Source organism: Rudanella paleaurantiibacter, assembly GCF_009184635.1.
GTDB lineage: Bacteria > Bacteroidota > Bacteroidia > Cytophagales > Spirosomataceae > Rudanella > Rudanella paleaurantiibacter.
Genome location: NZ_WELI01000003.1, coordinates 74,900 through 93,857 on the forward strand (window position 1 = coordinate 74,900; position 18,958 = coordinate 93,857).

The window sequence follows — 18,958 nt, forward strand, 5'->3', positions numbered from 1 at the left end:
GGCGTTGACCCACAGCCGCCCCATTTGAGCACCGGGTCAAAATCTTCCTTATTGCCCCAGCGCCAGTCGGCCATTGGGTTCGTACAGGAGTTTACTGCCCGCGTTCAGAATTACTTTCTGCGCCCGATACAGACCATTGGCCGGTACCGTCACGGAGTGATTGATGTACACAGCATCGGTTGCGTCGGGGATGCGCGTACACGACCAGATGGTAGGGTCGTCCCAGCGGCCGGCACGTAGGGTCGTAAGCGGGCCGGGGCTGTAACCCGGTGGTACGCCCGCCCCTGAGCCATTGACCGTAATCAGCTCGCCCAGTTCGCCCACTACCGCGGGCGAGGTCGACCGCACCCGGAGCCGATACCGTCCGTTAGCCCACGATGGCAACGTGACCGGAATCAGATTACCCGTACCACTACCCACCGTAGCCAGGGCACAACCCGACTCGCTCACCAGATCAACCTCGTAGGTGTTGTCGGTACGCGTGGGTACCGCCGATAGCAAGGGTACATTGACCGACTGACCGGGCGAGGTAACAAACGGGAACACGTAGCCCGTTGTGAGCAGGATGGGGCGCGTAGGCAACGAGGGTTGTACACTGGTGAAAAAAGCGTCGCTCAGGGTCTGGCTCCAGATGTCGGCCAGGCGAATACAGTCCTGACCTCCAAAATGGACATGGAATGCATCTTCGACCCGGTAGTCGGGATAAATCAGCCCGTCGGTTGCCGGGCCGGGCCAGTTGTTGGGTTGCGAAGCCAGGATATTCTGAGCCTCAATAATATTGGGATCAGTTTCGTGATTGACATATTCGGCCCCAAACGAAGCGTGCAAATACGACACCCGCGATACCACCCAACCCAGTTGGCTATAACCCGACTGCTGCCGGGTACGGTTGATCACAAAACCGATCTGCGAAACGTACTCATCACGGGTGCGGTAATAGTTGTCACTCTCGCCCTGATGCCAGAGCACCGCCCGTACACCCGTCCGCTTCAGGTAATGCAGCATAGTCGACCCCAGGGCGCGGTATGGGGCATTCCGGTTATAGTAGCCGTTGCCAACATTTTGCTCGCCCGACGCAGCCGCAAACCAGTCGGTTGAGCGGGACCCCGGATGCGACCCACCAAAAAACATAACTGGTACCCCTAAACGTTGCACCAATCGGTCGCCCAGCGCCCCCCACATAAACACAGGGGCGGCCGGTGCCATGCCGTTCTGGCCATCAGCTCCCAGCGTAGCAGCTACCGCATTGAGGGTGAGTTCGTGCTCTTCAAAGTTACCTGCTCCATTGTAATATGCATTGGGTTGCAGCACCATCGACACCCGATCTTCGAGCGCCTGCCCCTGTACAAAACTGCCGCCCCAGGAGTTCGACTGGCCCGACACCACAAATACTTCGCCCACGCCCACACGGCCTACGTAAGCGGCCCCGATCTCGGTAGCGTCGTTGAACGCCTTGACATCCAGATCGTACCAGCCCCCTGTGATGTTGAGTGCGGCTCCCTGAAATGTACCATTGCCCGGCGCACTATCGAGCACAAACCATGGGGTTGACGTGCCACCCTGCCGGGCACTGAGCCGGGCCTGAATCTGGGTAGAGTTGGCCGGGCATCGGCCGGTGATATAGATGGTTGCCCTATTGGCGTTGCTGCGCTGAAAAACGAAGCGGGAGGTAGGAAAGGTAACGGTGACCTGCGCGTAAAGGGCCTGCGATAGCCCTATGATAATAACAACCGTACGGAGAAGTAAGGTAGAAATTTGGTTCACTTGATTCAGGATGTAGCTGTGGTGGTACATGATAAGAGCAAAGTGCCCTTAACGTTATGCAAAGTTACTACTTGCTATGAAAACCATCACTCCGGTGATTCTGTTTAAAATCTGTACTTTTGTACTATGAAGTTCAGCGATTACAACATTGCCCCCGAAGTGAAGCAAAACCTGGAAACGTTGGGTTTCAAGCGTCCTACTGATATTCAGTACAAGGCCATTCCGCCTATTTTGAAAGGCGAAGATGTGCTGGCCATTGCCCAAACGGGTACCGGCAAAACAGCGGCCTTTGCCATCCCGATTATCAGCCAGTTGCACGTGCGCAAAACCTCGTCGCGGTCCGAAGGAATCCGGTGCGTGGTGATGGTACCCACCCGCGAACTGGCGATTCAGATTGCCGAGGCTTTCACCGAGCTGGCGCGCCATACGAAGGTGCGGATTTATGCCGTAACGGGCGGAGTAGACCAGGACCCGCAGATTGCGCGGCTCGAAAAAGGGTTTGATATTCTGGTGGCTACGCCCGGCCGGGTCTTTGATCTGGTGCATCAGGGCCACCTGCGGCTCAACCGGGTCGAGATGCTCGTGCTCGACGAAGCCGACCACATGCTCGATCTGGGTTTTATCAAGGATATCCGCGATCTGATCCGGCATTTGCCCCGGCAGCGGCAAACGCTCTTTTTCTCGGCAACCATCGACGAAACGATCAAAAAGCTGGCGTATTCGCTCGTTCACAACCCGATCCGAATCCAGATTTCACCCGACAATCCGGTCAACAAAAACATTGATCACGCCATTGCCTTTATGGAAATGGACGACAAGCGTTTTTTTCTGGAGCGACTCATTAACGAGCAGCCCGAAAGCAAACTGCTTGTATTTGTCCGAACCAAAGTGCGGGCCGAGCGGGTATTAAAGGCGCTCGAACGGGTGGGGCTACGTAGCCAAACCATCCACGGCGACAAAGATCAGCAAGACCGCCTGCAGGTGATGCGTGAGTTCCGCGATGGCGTAGTAAAAGTGCTCATTGCTACCGATGTGAGCGCACGCGGTATCGACATCCCGAACGTAGATTATGTGGTCAATTATGACCTGCCTGAGCAGCCCGAAAACTACGTGCACCGCATTGGGCGCACGGGCCGGGGCACCAACAAAGGCAGGGCGGTATCGTTTTGCAGTCCCGAAGAAAATCCTCTTCTGGCCGATATTGAAGCGTATATCGGCGGGCCTATCGACCGGGTTATTTTCTCCGACCACGAGCGACAGCTTACCCGCGACATTAGCCCCGAAGCCAGTTTCAACCTCAAAGCCTTACTGAAAGAAGTGGCCGAGTTTGAAGAAAACGGCAGAAAGAAAAAGAAAAACAAGAAGTAGGAGTTCTTGCTTCATCCCGCAAAGCCGGTGTAACGTCGATACCAGACCGTTATACCGGCTTTTGGTTTTGTACGGGCTCGCTACCTGTATGCAGAAGTTACCGTTCGACAAACTCGTAGCTCAATTACCTCTGATTATCAACGCATCAGCTTGAACGCAAAAAAATAGCGAGTTGCATCACAACCCTTTGGTTAGTTTAAGAATCATTTGTCCAGATAGACAAACACACTCCTATCTTTTTGTATGACAAACCTTTCCAAATCCACCCTTTTCGGGATGTTGTTGGTGCTGCTGAGCGTAGCATCAGTATGGGCGCAAAGCGCGCCAACGGTACAATGGCGCGTTGATCTGGGGCAGCCCCCCACGGTAGCGAAGGTCGTTAACGCACCGGGAGGAGAGTATTTCGTTCTTCTCACCCCTCGATTTGGTAGCTCAACGTTGGCACGGTTAACGGCTGACGGGCAGTATCAGCCTATTCGCACCCTGCCTAACTCACCTGATACCTATGAGGCCAACCAGCTTATCAGAACACAGGATGGCGGCTTTTTGATTAGCGGTAACGTCAACCGTGACGGATTCAATGATCGAGGCTTTATCACCAAGTTAGATGTACACGGAAATACCGTTTGGAATACGGTTCCGGACCCGCTTCCGTTGGTGCCCGGCATACGCCCTACGAGTTACAGAAATACATTTCTGCTGGAGCGTTCCAATTACTACGTAAAGTTCACAAACATTGGAAGAGGGATTGTTTCAAGTGCGTTTCGCCAGCACTTTGACAAAAATGGCCGAGAGCTTACATTCAGACGAACACCGGTCGATAATACTTTGGCTTACGCAGCTTCAACGGAATTTGTGAGCGACCTTGCCGAAGCCGTCGATGGGGGGATTCTTGTCGGATTTGGAAATGGATTTACAAACCTCAGAAAAATCACCGATACCGATACCAGTTTTGCCCTGCCCGGCTACCCCGACCCATACCCCAACAATTGGACACGGGCAATTACGCCTACGGTTGCCCGTGATGGTTACTATGTAGCGAGCAGCCAGAAAATCAGCAAAATAAACCCCAGCGGTTATGAAGTCTGGTCGGTCAATCAGGCCGATATTGGAATTTCCAACCCATATAAATTACTGGCAGAACCCAACGGCGTAACCTTCGTAGCCTTTAGCGCGGGCAGAGTGGTGTTGCAAAAGCTGAGCCTGTCAGGCACCCCGCTCTGGCAGGTTGATGTGACAGACGGAGGCCCCTCCGACCTCTTGAAAGCATCTGATGGCGGGTATATCGTGGCTACCAATACCCCCCGGTTCATCAAGTTCAGCCCCGAACAAACCACCAGTAATTTTGCTCTGACGTCCCCCAACTACGACTGCAACACGGGCCAGCTGACCCTCAACACAACGGGCGGCAACGGCTCACCTATCGAGTTCCGCATCGTTGGCCTGCGCGACTGGGCAAGCAGCAACAGCTTTTCCGTACCCGCCCACCAACGCAACGGCACCACCTTCAACCTGGAGGCCCGCCAGAATGGGCAAATGATTTCGGTGGGGTTCACCACCGCCTGTGGCACTACCACCCCGCCACCCAGCACTACCACCACTCCACCCGTTAATCCACCCGCCAATAGCTTTGCCGTACGGATAGCCGGCTACGATTGCACTACCGGGCAGCTAAACACAGTGGCCAATAATGCAAATGGTAGCGTTGAGTTCCGTATCCTCGGCCTGCGCGACTGGGCCAGTAGCAGCACCTTCACCGTACCCGCCTGGCAGCGTACCAACACCACCTTTAAGATTGAGGCTCGCACCAGCCTGGGAGCCTACGCCAGCACCGACTTCACCACAACCTGCGGGAGTATTCAGCCACCGGTAACACCTCCTGCGGGAACGGCGTTGCGGTTCGAAACGCCTGCGTTCTACTGCGAGACGGGTCTGTTGCGGCTCATCACGAGCGGGGGCGATGGTACGCTGGTGGAGTACCGCATCCCCGGCCTGCGCGACTGGGGCCCGACCGACTTTACGGTGCCCACTTACCAGCGGCAAAACACCACGTTCACCTTGTACGCTCGCCAAAGTGGCAGCGAGGTGAGTACGACGTTTACGGCCAACTGCCCCACCAACGCGCGTTTGGCCCATACCGAAACGAGCCGGAGCTGGCAGATGACGCTATTGGGGAATCCCGTTGAGGATCAGGTGCAGGTACGTTTGACAGGGACAAGGGGCCAAACGGTTGTACTTCGGATGAGCGATGCCACGGGCCGAATCGTGACGGAGCGGGCGGTGCAGATGCAAACAGAAGAGCAAATTGAAACGCTACGCATGAGCGGCTCAGCTGGTGTGTATGTGCTGGGCGCCGTGAGCAACGGTCAGCAACAGAGCCTGAAAGTGTTGAAGAAATAAAGTAAGTGCCCCGTAAAAAACACCCCGGTCTGGATTTGCGCAGATCGGGGTGTTTTTATTGTTGACGGGTATCCAGTACGTTCAGGATTAGCACCTCTTTCTTTTCTTCAACTACGGTATATAGCAACCTGTAATAAGGCTTAACCCGTATTAGCCGTAGACTGGAGTATCGTTCGTGCTGAATACCCAAATACGGAAAAGCACTGAGTTGATCGGCAACCTTTTGTATTTCATCCGCCAGACGATTTGTGACACCATCTTCCCAATGATCCAACATGTAATCCAGAATCGCCCGAATCTCATCTCTGGCATTTTCGGTCCAGGCTATCGTGTATTGCATTGCTTGATTAGCGTAAGAATATCATCCGTAGTGTATGTTTTTTGTTCGCCTACGCTTGCTAGTGACTTTTCAATTTTAGCCAATACTTCAGGTGTGTTAGGATCAAAGTCGCCTTCCCCTCCTCCATATTGCTCATTCACAAAGGCATAAACCTGCAACAGTTGCTCGTCGGTCAGGTCTTCAATGCGTTGGTGAAGTTCAGCTTTTAGTTCTCGTGCTGACATGGCGTTGGCTGTTTCGTTTCTGGAAATTACGAAAAGTTGCGGATTTTATTGAGTGTAAGGCAGGTTCAACATAGGCAGATAGTTGAGGGCGCTTCGTCGGAATGACAAAAGAGACCTGTTTTACCCCCACTTTGCACACCAACCTACTTAGCAACTGGTTTCTGATCCAGGTTATCCGTCAGAATATCTTCCGTCACATCGACCCGGGCGAAGGCCCACTCCATCTTCTGAGGGTCAAAAGCCCCCTCGTTCTTAGCCAGCCAGATGGTTGCCACACCATTGCCAATGAAGTTGGTGATGCTCCGGGCCTCCGACATAAACCGATCGACACCCAGCAACAGGGCCAGGCCCTCCACCGGTATCACTTTGATAGCCGTCAGCGTGCTCGCCAGTACCACAAAGCCGCTGCCCGTAACACCAGCCGCCCCCTTCGACGTGACCATCAGGATGCCAATAATCGTGAGCATCTGGGCCCACGTCAGCTCAACACCAAACACCTGCGCCAGAAAGAGCGTCGCCATGGAGAGGTAAATCGTGGTGCCATCGAGGTTAAACGAGTAGCCAGCCGGTACCACCAGCCCCACCACCGACCGGGCGCAGCCCATGCGCTCCAATTTTTCCATCAGGCTCGGCAAGCCCGCTTCCGACGATGAGGTGCCCAATACAATCAGCAACTCCTCCCGGATATACCGCAGAAACGGCCACAGCCGGACGCCCGCATGGCGCAGAATGAACCACAGCACCACAAAAATGAACAGGGCCATGGTGATGTACACTGTCAGCATCAATTTACCCAGCGGCAACAGGGTGGCCAGGCCATATTTACCAATAGTAAACGCCATACCGCCGAATGCCCCAATCGGAGCCAGCAGCATAACCCGATGCAGAGCTGTAAAAACTACCTTAGCCACCCGGTTCAGAACCGGGATAACCCGTTCGCGCCCACTGTATCGGCTCAGGACAACGCCGGTCAGAATAGCCACAATCAGCACCTGCAACGTTGAATTATCACCCAAAAACTTGAGCCAACTGAAGGCTTCCGCACTTTTGGTGTATTTGCTGATGTCGCCCCCTTTGACGGCCGCTGTGCTTACCCCAACCCCCGGCTGAATAACGTGAGCGACTCCAATACCAATCAGCAGGGCCAACGTCGTGACTACCTCAAAATACAAGAGGGCTTTGGCTCCCACCTTACCCACCTTTTTCAGATCACCCATGCTCACGATACCGAGCGTGATGGTCAGGAAGATGATCGGATTGATAAACAGCTTGACCGTGCTGATAAAAATGCCGCTCAGAAACTCACTGACGGTAGCCCCGATGGTCAGCTCCTGACCCATAAACCGGCCTTTGATCGGTTCGTCGAGAACGGGCATCAGGGCCAGATCGGGCCGGAGATGGCCAAGCAGAATACCGGCCGTAATGGCGGTGAGTACCCAAAAAGTAAGGTTAGTGAGGAGTTTTTTCATAGAGGGGCAAGATAACAGAAAACAAGGCAACCATTCCAGCCCGCGCGAAAGCACTATCTTTCATAAACGGGTATTTTCCCAGCTTTTCTGCCTATTCAGTACAAATTGAAGCACCGAAGTGGCTAAAGCTACTAACCAGAGAATAGCCACCGACAGAAACCCGCTAAGGCTGTCGTTTCCGGCGAATCAGTTGCTTTAGAGCGGGTTCGAGAGCCAGTGCATGGCCCCCTCCGAACGTTACAAGGACACGGTCGTACTGATCGAGAGCTCTGTCTATCTTGGTAAGCAATACGCTGTCACGAACCATTTTGGAAGCACGGCCAAGTGCGCAAAATTCGCAGCCTTTCCCATTGACATAATCAAACAATTCCACGTCGGCGGTTAGCTCCAGTTTGAACGGCCGCCCGATATGCCTCTCGTACAGTTCCTTGAAATAGGCATAACTACGCTCGTTTTCAGATAACGGAAACCCCCGATTGACAAAATAAACCGGGATTTCGTACCGATAAACCTCTTCAAAGGGTTGAGTACCATTCGCCCCGGTCAGGTGCGGAATAACTGTCCGCTCCATGATATAGTATAGAAACAACTTCGATTTTGGATACCGGCCTAACATCAGTTGATACTCCAGTGTATCGGACATGTCGCCATTAATAAGCGGAATGTTGGCTTTATCGCATAAATAAGCGAGGCAGCCCGTTTCTCCATCTTTGCGAATGGCTTCATTGCGGCTTATGTAGCGTTCGGTCACTTGCCCACCCTCATGAAGAGCAACCTGCGGTTTGATATCTGCCATGTATTGCTCAATCGTCGCAAACTGCCGATGTGTAGTATCCGTAATATGGTCACACCCAATAAATACCAGTCGCTTACGACCGTTTTGTACGTCAATGATGTAGGGCCAATCACGCTTTAAATGCTTACCAACCCAAACGTAGCTACGCGTTTTGTACAACCCATTTTTGACCGTCTGACAAGCCCCTACACCAAGCAGCAGGCTCAAACCAATCCGACACCTATTCGTCTCATGTAAGCTTTACACCATTTTGACAAAAGAAGCATTTTCGTACCGCATTGTTGTCGCAGCATTTGGTAAAAGTGGTCTATCAAACAAAGTTGTCGCGTATACCCCGAACTCCGACCGTTTCGCCAGGCTCATTTGGCAACGCAGCTTGCCCCGTTCAAGTCCGATTTCTGCGACTTCATCCTAATCCGGTTGACGGCCGGGGCGAAGTGGTCGTAGATTGAACCAAACAACACTACTTCTGAACATGACCACTTCTGCTCCCCTTACCCTTTCTCCGACCGTTGTTACTCCCAGGGCAACGCGCATCGAAACGGTCGACGCCCTGCGCGGGGCTGCTCTTTTTGGGATTCTGCTCGTTCATGCCGCACAATGGTTTGCGGCCGGCCCACTGCCGGGTAGCGTATATCAGGCGCACGCGAGTGGCGTGGGTAACACGATTACCCAAACGATTGTCGGCATTTTTTTCGATGGTAAATTCTACACCTTTTTCTCGTTTCTATTCGGTCTGAGCTTTGCGCTCATGCTCACCCGCTCCACCGAGTCGCCGGGTCGTTTTTACGCCCGCTTTGCCTGGCGATTGGTAATCCTCGGTGCTATCGGTCTGTTACACCACATCCAATGGCGGGGGGATATTCTGTCCATTTACGCGATGCTGGGCTTTCTGATGCTCCCGTTCGGCCGACTCTCTAACAAGGTTGTTCTGGTAGTCGGTTTGTTGCTCGTAGCCAATCTGCCTAATCGGGTGCAGGCCGTGTACAATGCCTTTGCAGAACCACCCGCCAAGACCCAAACTGGGCAGCCGGGTCAGAATTTCGAGAAAGAAGCGCAGGCCTATTACGATCTGCTAACGAAAGGCAGCTACGCGGCTGTTGCGGAATCGAACCTGAACGCCTTCGACGACAAAATGCAGTTTCAGATCGGTAGTGGCCGCATTTACATTACGCTGGGCTTTTTTCTGCTGGGCCTGTACGCGGGTCGTCGGAGACTGTTTCAAAAAATAGGTGAAAACAAGCGGCTGTTCCGCCAGCTAACCCGAGCCTGCGGATTTGGCGTGTTGGCCATTATTCTTCTGTTCCTGACCGCCATTGCCATCATTGGCCAAAACAACCAGCCTCCCAAAGCCATTGATCTAACGCTTGGCTTCCTTTACGACATCGGTAACTCCGCCATGACGATCTTTTACATCACGGGCCTGACCTTATTGTTTCAGCGCGCTAACTGGCAAAAAATTGTACGGCCGCTTGCATCCGTCGGCAAAATGGCCCTGACCAGCTACATACTACAAACCGTAATCGGGAGTCTGCTATTTTTTGGGTACGGCCTGGGGCTACTCGGCAAAACCGAACTTTGGCAGGCGGCATTGCTCACGTTCCCCATTCTGTTTGTGCAGATCCTGTTCAGTCAGTGGTGGTTAGCCCGGTTCCGGTACGGCCCGCTCGAATGGCTCTGGCGGTCTCTCACGTACGGGAAAGTGCAACCTATGCGGGCTTAGCTAACGGATGCTAAAATGGAAAATGCCGTAGTGTGGACGGGTCTTCAATCTGTTCACGCTACGGCATTTTTTTATGGGAATGCCTGACGCATGATGAGACCGGTCCGCCGTGGCGGCAAGATGTTGCGTCTCTACGTTGAACCATCTTTTGTAGAGACGCAATATTTTGCCGCCACGGCGGACCGGTCTCACTCGCGTCAGTAATACGTAGCAATAACGTGAATCATGGATAATTTGTATTACAACTAGCTGTTTAACAGATTGCTGACGCAAGGGCCTTCGACAGGCTCAGGCTGACTGGCGGCTCTCAAGTTTATAGTCAGCCTGAGCCTGTCGAGGGCCCTTGCGTCAGCCAGTATGCATAATTCCCGTTAGCAATCAATGACGTTTTGGCCGGAAATCACCAAAAAACGCGATACATCACGCCAAAATGTCTTAAATAAGACCTCGGCCCATCATTTGTTGTTAACAGGGAGCAACCGACAGTGAACAACCAACAACGAGCAACCAACAGTGAACAACGAGCAGTTATTGGAGAACGGTTGCTTATTCGTTGTTCGTTGATCTCTGTTAACTGAATACTGCCATGAACTTTAACAACTATACGATTAAGGCGCAGGAAGTCGTACAACACGCGGCTCAGATGGCGCAGGGCAATGGGCAACAGACCGTCGAAACCGGTCATGTGCTCAAAGCCATTCTGGAAGAAGACCCCAACACGGTCGGGTTTCTGGCGAAGAAACTCGGCTCTGACACGAAACAACTGACCCTGGCACTCGACGCTATCGTAAACGGTTACCCGAAAGTATCCTTCAGTGGTGGCGCTCAGCAGGGCATTTACCTCGGCAATGAGTTAAATGCGGCTTTGCAACGCGCACAGACGCAGATGAAAGACTTTGGCGATGAGTACGTCAGCGTCGAAATGATGCTGCTGGGCCTCGTTGGCGGTAAAGACGCCGTCGCTACCCTCCTGAAAGATATTGGTTTTACCGAAAAGACCTTAAAAGATGCCATTCGCGAACTGCGAGGCAAAAACAACCCTGTGAAAGACCAAAATGCAGAAGCCACGTACCAATCACTCGAACGGTACGGCATTAACCTGAATAAACGCGCCAGCGAGGGCAAAATTGACCCCGTAATCGGCCGCGACGAAGAAATTCGGCGGGTGCTCCAGATTCTGAGCCGCCGGACCAAGAACAACCCGATGCTACTGGGCGAGCCCGGCGTTGGTAAAACCGCCATTGTAGAAGGGCTGGCCCAGCGCATTGTGCAGGGCGACGTTCCCGAAAACCTCAAATCGAAGATCATCATGTCGCTCGATATGGGTTTGCTCGTGGCCGGTGCTAAATACAAAGGCGAGTTTGAAGAGCGGCTGAAAGCGGTTATCAAAGAAGTGACCGACTCTGAGGGCGAAATCGTGCTCTTTATCGACGAGATTCACACGCTTATCGGCGCAGGCGGTGGTGGCGAAGGCGCGATGGATGCCGCTAACCTGCTGAAACCCGCCCTGGCTCGTGGCGAACTGCACGCCATTGGGGCCACTACGCTCAAGGAATACCAGAGGTACATTGAGAAAGACAAAGCCCTCGAACGCCGGTTTCAGGCCGTCATGGTCGACGAGCCCGACGTACAGGATGCCATCTCCATTCTGCGCGGGATTAAGGAACGCTACGAGCTGCACCACGGTGTACGCATCAAAGACGATGCCGTGATTGCCGCCGTCGAACTCTCGAACCGCTACATTTCTGACCGGTTTTTGCCCGACAAAGCCATTGACCTCATGGACGAAGCGGCCGCTAAACTCCGGCTCGAAATCGACTCCGTGCCCGAAGAGCTGGACGAACTGAACCGGCGCATTATGCAGCTCGAAATTGAGCGCGAGGCCATTCGGCGCGAAAACGATAAAGACAAAGAAACGCTGCTGAGCAAGCAGATTGCCGACCTCAACGAGCAGCGTAATGAGCTAAAGGCCCGCTGGGAAACCGAAAAACAATCGGTCAACGAAAGCCGGACGCTGAAAGAGCAACTCGATACCCTGCGCATCGAAGCCGAGCAGGCCGAACGGGCAGGCGACTACGGCAAAGTAGCCGAGATTCGGTACGGCCGCATTCCCGAAATCGAAAACCGACTTAAGACACTTACGAGCGACGGCCAACCCGCCGACGGTGCCGACCGGATGCTTCAGGAGGAAGTAACCTCGGAAGATATTGCCGAAGTGGTAGCCAAATGGACAGGTATTCCGGTAAGCCGGATGTTGCAGTCGGAACGCGACAAACTGCTGTTCCTCGAAGCCGAACTGGGCAAGCGGGTAGCCGGTCAGGAAGAAGCTATTGGCGTAGTGGCCGATGCCGTACGCCGGAGCCGCGCGGGCATGCAGGACCCCAAACGGCCCATTGGTTCGTTTATCTTCCTCGGCACCACCGGGGTTGGTAAAACCGAGCTGGCCAAGGCCCTGGCTGAGTTTTTGTTCAACGACGAAAACGCGCTGGTCCGCATCGACATGAGCGAGTTTCAGGAACGCCATGCCGTAAGCCGACTCATCGGGGCCCCTCCGGGCTATGTGGGTTACGACGAAGGAGGTCAGCTGACCGAGGCCGTGCGCCGGAAACCCTACTCGGTGGTACTGCTCGACGAGATCGAGAAAGCGCACCCCGACGTGTTCAACATCCTGCTGCAAGTGCTCGACGATGGCCGCCTGACCGACAACAAAGGGCGCGTGGCCAACTTCAAGAACACGATCATCATCATGACGTCGAACATCGGCTCGCACATTATCCGCGAGCGCTTTGCGGAGATCAACGACCGCAACGCCGATCAGGTGATTGAAAGCACCAAAGATGAGGTGTTCGAGTTGCTGAAGCAGACAGTTCGGCCCGAGTTTCTGAACCGGATCGACGAACTGGTGATGTTCCAGCCTCTGAGCAAGCGCGAGGTCCGCAAAATTATGGACATTCAGTTCCGGCAAATTCAGCACCGGCTGGCCGAGCAGGGTATTACGCTCGAAGCCGATAACGAGGTGCTCGATTTTATCGCCCGCGAAGGCTTCGACCCGCAGTTTGGTGCCCGGCCGCTGAAGAGGGTTCTGCAACGCCGGATCCTGAACGCTCTCTCGAAAGAGATCCTGTCGGGTCGGATTCAGAAAAACGCTATCGTGGGTATGATGCTCAACGAAGACGAAACCGGCAAAGAAGATATCATCTTCTACAACCTGGATAAGGTAGTGCCGGTGCTGGAGTAAACAACCAATTATAAATACGCAAAAAGGCCCGACTTTCTAGTCGGGCCTTTTTGCGTATTTATGACTATACATCAATATAATATTTTAACCTAATTGAGCTCATAAGTAAAGTTTTATCACTAAAACAGACCACTTAATAAATAGCCAACTAAACCTTTTTCGACTACAAGAAATAACTACACATTTGCTGTATGTATCCAAATTTTCACTTTAAAATCGTTATGATCATATTTTTAGCAAAAAAGGCCCTTTTCATTCAAACTTATCATTTAGTAGGTACTACCCTAATGGGTAGTTTGGAACCAGCCGCCTAAAACTACTTAATTGGGTAGTACACACCTATTCGTAACAAAATAAGTTTGCACACCCTAATTTAACGTCTTGCCACACATGATCAGAACAAAGCCTTTCGTCCCTCAGCCACCCTTCTTCCCTCGTTAGGCTGAAGCTTATTCTTTCTGTTTTCTGCCAGAGCACAAAACTCCCATTCATGCTTCGCTCCTTCCCGAAGGCCGCATCCGTGAGCTACTTTAAGTTCACCCGATGTGTTACAAAGTATTGAGCCTTCCGTCTTAGGCTCAGGCTGAAATTTCAGACTCGACACCAAATCCAATTCATTTTACAGACTATGTCCAAACTATTACTCTCTGAGCCAATTCAGGTTCGTTTTGGCCCACACCTAAAAAGCCCGATTCCCATCCAGCTCTGCAAATTTCTGCTTGCTTTTTTGGTTGCCCTGCTTATCTCAACTACTCAACAGGCAAATGCCCAGCAATGCACTACCAACGGCGGCAACTGGTCTAGTGCAACCTCCTGGACATGTACCGGAGCAACCGCCCCTCCCTCAGGTACATTCACCGGAAGCATCAACGTACTCGGTACGTTGACACTGGATATCAACGTAAGCATTTCTGGATCAACATCGATTAACATCGGCAACAGTGGCACACTCCAGATTGACCCAAACCGCACGCTCACCCTATCGAACAATTCGTCGATTATCAACCTGTTTGGTACAGGCAATGTGGTGGGGGGAGGCAGCGCCAACTCATCAATCACCATTGGAAGTAGTCCAACGGTCTGGACCTATAACGCGTTCAACAATACGCCCGTTAGCGGCCCGATAATGTTTACCAATACCGGGTATATAGCACTTCCATCCCTGACGTTATCGGTTGGCAATTCAAACCCGAGTGTCTGCGTAGGCGGTACCTCGAACCTGTCGGTCTCACCTGCGGGCGGTACAGCGCCCTATAGCTACACCTGGAGCGCACCTGCCGGAGGGTCACTGAGTTCGACCTCGAGCGCTGCTGTTTTAGCCACCATTACAGCAGCTGGTACGCAAACGTTTACTGTTACAGTGGCCGACAACTTTGGCCGGCGGGGAACCAGTACGGTGAATGTGACGGGGGTGAGTACCCCAACAGCGACACTTGCAGCCAGCGGACCCATCACCTGTACGCAGCCTACCGCAACCTTGACGGCAACGGGTGGCACCAGCTACACGCTCAGCAATGGACAGACGAATACAACGGGCATCTTTAGTGTAAATACGGGTGGCTCATATACAGTAACTGTTGCAAATGCTACCGGTTGTACCGCTACAGCATCGACCAATGTAACTGTAGACAACACACCTCCAACGGCTACCTTGGCTGCCAGCGGGCCCATCACTTGTGCCCAACCTACAGCAACCTTGACAGCCACTGGTGGAGCAAGCTACAAACTGAGCGACGGACAGACCAACACCACCGGTATCTTCACAGTAGCCACCGGCGGAGCTTTCTCGGTAACTGTAACAGCCGCCAACGGTTGTACCGCTACAGCGTCTACCAACGTAAGCGTAGACAACACGGCCCCAACAGCGACACTCGCTGCCAGTGGAACCATCACGTGTGCGCAGCCTTCAGCTACCCTAACAGCAACCGGCGGCACGAGCTACAAGCTGAGCGATGGGCAAACCAACACCACCGGTATCTTCACCGTTAACGCTGGCGGAGCGTTTAGCGTGACGGTGACGGCCGCTAACGGTTGTACCGCTACAGCATCTACGAATGTCAGCAGTGACAGTACCGTCCCTACAGCCACGTTGGCTGCCAGTGGTACTATCACCTGCGCCCAACCCACCGCGACCCTAACGGCAACGGGCGGTACCAGCTACAAACTGAGCGACGGACAAACCAACACGACGGGTATTTTCACTGTAGCCACCGGTGGAGCCTATTCGGTGACGGTAACGGCCGCCAACGGTTGTACCGCTACAGCGTCTACCAATGTGAGTGTAGACAATACTGCACCCATAGCGACGCTGGCCGCCAGCGGGCCCATCACTTGTGCACAGACTACGGCGACCCTAACGGCGACCGGTGGTGCAAACTACAAACTGAGCGATGGGCAAACTAACACCACCGGCATCTTCACGGTGGGAACAGGCGGAGCATTTAGCGTGACGGTGACAGCGGCCAATGGTTGTACCGCTACGGCTTCGGCTACTATCAATGTAGACAACACGGCCCCAACAGCGACACTCGCTGCCAGCGGTACCATCACCTGCGCCCAACCGACAGCAACCCTGACCGCGACTGGCGGCACAGGCTACAAACTAAGCGATGGACAAACTAACACTACCGGTATTTTCACCGTAGGGACCGCCGGAGCATTTAGTGTGACCGTAACAGCTGCGAACGGTTGTACAGCAACCGCGTCTGCCAACCTAGAGAGTGATAATACAACGCCAACGGCCACACTGGCCGCCAGCGGAATCATCACCTGCACCCAGCCAAGCATTACCCTGACGGCAACGGGTGGTACAAGCTACACCTTGAGCGATGGCCAGATCAATACCAACGGTATTTTTACGGTGAATGTTGCTGGAGCCTATTCTGTCACGGTTTCAAATACAAATGGTTGTAAAGCTACCAGTTCGGTAACTGTAAGCAGCGATAACACGCCACCAACGGCTACCTTGGCTGCCAGTGGTACTATCACCTGCGCGCAACCCACCGCAACCCTCACCGCAACCGGCGGCATAGGCTACAAGCTGAGCGATGGGCAAACCAACACCACCGGTATCTTCACTGTAGCCACCGGTGGAGCCTACTCGGTGACGGTAACGGCCGCCAACGGTTGTACCGCTACAGCGTCTACCAATATGAGTGTGGACAATACACCACCAACGGCCACCTTGGCCGCCAGTGGTACCATTACCTGCGACCAACCAACAGCCACCCTTACGGCGACCGGTGGTACAAGCTACAAACTGAGCGACGGGCAAACTAACACCACTGGCATCTTCACGGTGGGAACAGGGGGCGCCTTCTCTGTGACCGTGACAGCCGCCAATGGTTGTACAGCTTCGGCATCGACCAATGTAAGCAGTGACAACAGTACCCCTACGGCTACGCTGACCGCTAACGGTATAATCACCTGTGCTCAACCTACCGTTACGCTCACGGCTACTGGCGGTACTCGATTCATTCTTAGTGATGGACAGACGAATACAACGGGAACTTTTGTTGTTAGCACTGTAGGTCCATGTTCAGTTACCGTATTAAGTGCAAACGGGTGTAAGGCTGTTGCCTCCACAAACGTCAGCAGTGACAATTCAACACCAACGGCTACATTAGCTGTTGGGGGTACGCTGACCTGTTCACAAACAACCGTCACGCTGACGGCTACTGGCGGTACCAACTATACGCTGAGCAATGGACAAACCAATACGACCGGTATCTTCACCGTTAATGCAGCTGGTCCTTATTCCGTGACGGTTTCGAACGCAAACGGCTGTACCGCTACCGCTTCGGCTACCGTTAGCAGCGACAACTCTGTTCCCACGGCATCAATCAACGCACAGCCCGGTACAAGCGTTACGGTTGGACAAAGCGTTACGCTAACAGCCAGCGGTGCGGCCAACTACACCTGGAGCACAGGCGCTACTACGGCGAGCATTAACCCGCCCACAAGCGCTACCGGAAGCACCACCTACTCAGTTACGGGGGTTTCGGCCAATGGATGCTCCGCTTCGGCTACGGTCACAATCACCGTAACCAGCCCCGTAGCTCCGCCAGTATCGAGCACCTGCGGAAGCCCAGCTAACACGATTGGGCAGCCGTTTGCCCTGGTAGCTCCGACGTACAATTGCCAAACCGGCCTGATTCAGTTCAACACGGTTGGTGGTGATGGCTCACCCATTACGTACGCAGCCATTGGTATTACGAGTCCAACCAGTAGCTGTACCGATCTGGTCGACACGCAAGTAGCCGAAGACATCCGCAATGGGCGACCCAACGTACAGCCGTTTACCATTTTCGCGACGCAAAACGGCGTAACTGTAAGCTACACCTGGAATGCACTCGCAGCGTGTGCGGGCGGATCAACCGGAAACACCGCTCCGTTTGTTGTGAACCCAGTAACCCCTCAAACTGCTGTAGTCGGTTCTGCCTTTAGCCTGAACGTGGGCAGCGTGTTCTCCGATGCCCAGACACCAACGCAACTGGTACTCTCGGCGGGCAACTTACCAGCTGGCCTTAGCCTTGCAGGAACCACCATCAGTGGTACCCCGTCTGCATCGGGAGTGAGCACTGTGACACTGATCGCCACTGACCCGGGTAACCTCGCAACCAGTACCAGCTTCCAGATTACGGTTAGCGCGGCAACGAGCGGTACCACCACTACCCCACCATCGGGCAGTGCCCTCACGTTGCTGACCCCAACTTACGACTGCGCTACCGGTGCAATTACCTTCAACACAGCGGGCGGAGACGGCACCACCATCACCTACTCGGCAGTGGGCGTACAACGGTCGTCGGCTACCAACAATACCGGTGTTGTTGAAGCTGGGTTACGAGCAGACCCAAAGCCGCTGAACATCACGGCTACGCAAAGCGGTGTGACGGTTAGTATTACCTTTGATTTCGGGGCATTCTGCGCAAACCCAGGCTCAGGTACTACTCCACCCGGTTCGGGCACCACAACACCAGGCTCAGGTACCACCACACCAGGCACCGCTACGTGTGGTAGTTCAGCCAGTACCATCGGCCAAACGTTGCAGATAACCGGGGTAACGGATGTCAACTGTCAGACGGGGACCTTCCGAATCCTGACCAGCGGTGGCGACGGCTCAGCTATTAACTACCAGAATATTATTGGTCTGAGCAACACCGACCCCAACAACTGCGTGCGGATGGTTGATAACCCCGAGCAGTTACGGGCTATTAACACCGCTACCTCAGACATTTCCCCGTTCCAGTTGCGCGTGACTCAGGGAGCGACCACCAGCAACACATTTACCTTTAATTTCAAAGGGTTCTGTACGGGTACGGCTCGTATCGCTAACGAAGGTGCCGCCGACCTGAACGTAACCGTTCTGGGTAACCCCACCGCGCAGGATTTTGTAGAGATTGAGGTTCGCGGGGCCGGTAACCAGCCCGTTCAGTTTGCCGTACTCAGCATCGGAGGTCGCCTGGTACACCAGGTAAGTGCCCAGTCGAGCCAGCCTGTAATCCGGCAGCGAGTTGAACTTGGCTCAACTCCGGGTATCTACCTGCTCCAGCTGAGCACACCCACGCAGAGCAAAACCGTGAAAATTGTGAAGCAATAACACGTTTGCAGTTTCTAAACAGAAGCGGCCACTCCAA

Annotated in this window: 10 protein-coding genes; 5 read left to right on the plus strand and 5 right to left on the minus strand. The window is 53.7% G+C overall.

The annotated features are described in order from the left end of the window. Positions 1 to 48: 48 nt before the first annotated feature. The gene (locus tag F5984_RS09095) at positions 49 to 1,764 is read right to left on the minus strand and encodes a sialate O-acetylesterase (RefSeq protein ID WP_185155463.1); all 1,716 of its coding nucleotides are present in this window, start codon (positions 1,762 to 1,764) and stop codon (positions 49 to 51) included. Between the two features lie 126 nt (positions 1,765 to 1,890). On the opposite strand from F5984_RS09095, the gene F5984_RS09100 reads away from it, so the two are divergent. Continuing rightward, on the plus strand, positions 1,891 to 3,132 hold the full coding sequence (locus F5984_RS09100; RefSeq protein WP_152123966.1) for a DEAD/DEAH box helicase: 1,242 nt from the start codon (positions 1,891 to 1,893) through the stop codon (positions 3,130 to 3,132). Between the two features lie 243 nt (positions 3,133 to 3,375). Continuing rightward, complete coding sequence (locus tag F5984_RS09105; RefSeq protein ID WP_152123967.1) at positions 3,376 to 5,532, plus strand: T9SS type A sorting domain-containing protein; 2,157 nt, start codon at positions 3,376 to 3,378, stop codon at positions 5,530 to 5,532. A 55-nt stretch (positions 5,533 to 5,587) separates the two neighbouring features. On the opposite strand, the gene F5984_RS09110 is transcribed toward F5984_RS09105, so the two are convergent. From F5984_RS09110 to F5984_RS09125, 4 genes are all read right to left on the minus strand, one after another. Beyond that, positions 5,588 to 5,872: a type II toxin-antitoxin system RelE/ParE family toxin gene (locus F5984_RS09110; RefSeq protein ID WP_152123968.1), complete on the minus strand. Its 285-nt coding sequence runs from the start codon at positions 5,870 to 5,872 to the stop codon at positions 5,588 to 5,590. Then, positions 5,857 to 6,096, minus strand: a complete 240-nt coding sequence (locus tag F5984_RS09115; protein ID WP_152123969.1) for a hypothetical protein — start codon at positions 6,094 to 6,096, stop codon at positions 5,857 to 5,859. The genes F5984_RS09110 and F5984_RS09115 overlap by 16 nt, the downstream gene beginning before the upstream one ends. 143 nt (positions 6,097 to 6,239) lie before the next feature. Further along, positions 6,240 to 7,565, minus strand: coding sequence for a cation:dicarboxylate symporter family transporter (locus tag F5984_RS09120; protein ID WP_152123970.1), 1,326 nt, complete (start codon positions 7,563 to 7,565; stop codon positions 6,240 to 6,242). A gap of 163 nt (positions 7,566 to 7,728) precedes the next feature. Continuing rightward, positions 7,729 to 8,361: a hypothetical protein gene (locus tag F5984_RS09125; protein WP_152123971.1), complete on the minus strand. Its 633-nt coding sequence runs from the start codon at positions 8,359 to 8,361 to the stop codon at positions 7,729 to 7,731. A gap of 475 nt (positions 8,362 to 8,836) precedes the next feature. Between F5984_RS09125 and F5984_RS09130 the strand changes: the two genes are divergently transcribed. The 3 genes from F5984_RS09130 (at position 8,837) to F5984_RS09140 (ending at position 18,921) form a co-directional block, all read left to right on the plus strand. Continuing rightward, positions 8,837 to 10,084: a DUF418 domain-containing protein gene (locus tag F5984_RS09130; RefSeq protein ID WP_152123972.1), complete on the plus strand. Its 1,248-nt coding sequence runs from the start codon at positions 8,837 to 8,839 to the stop codon at positions 10,082 to 10,084. 586 nt (positions 10,085 to 10,670) lie between these two features. After that, complete coding sequence (gene clpB / locus F5984_RS09135; protein ID WP_152123973.1) at positions 10,671 to 13,322, plus strand: ATP-dependent chaperone ClpB; 2,652 nt, start codon at positions 10,671 to 10,673, stop codon at positions 13,320 to 13,322. Positions 13,323 to 13,950: 628 nt separating this feature from the next. Beyond that, complete coding sequence (locus F5984_RS09140) at positions 13,951 to 18,921, plus strand: T9SS type A sorting domain-containing protein (RefSeq protein WP_152123974.1); 4,971 nt, start codon at positions 13,951 to 13,953, stop codon at positions 18,919 to 18,921. Positions 18,922 to 18,958: the final 37 nt, after the last annotated feature.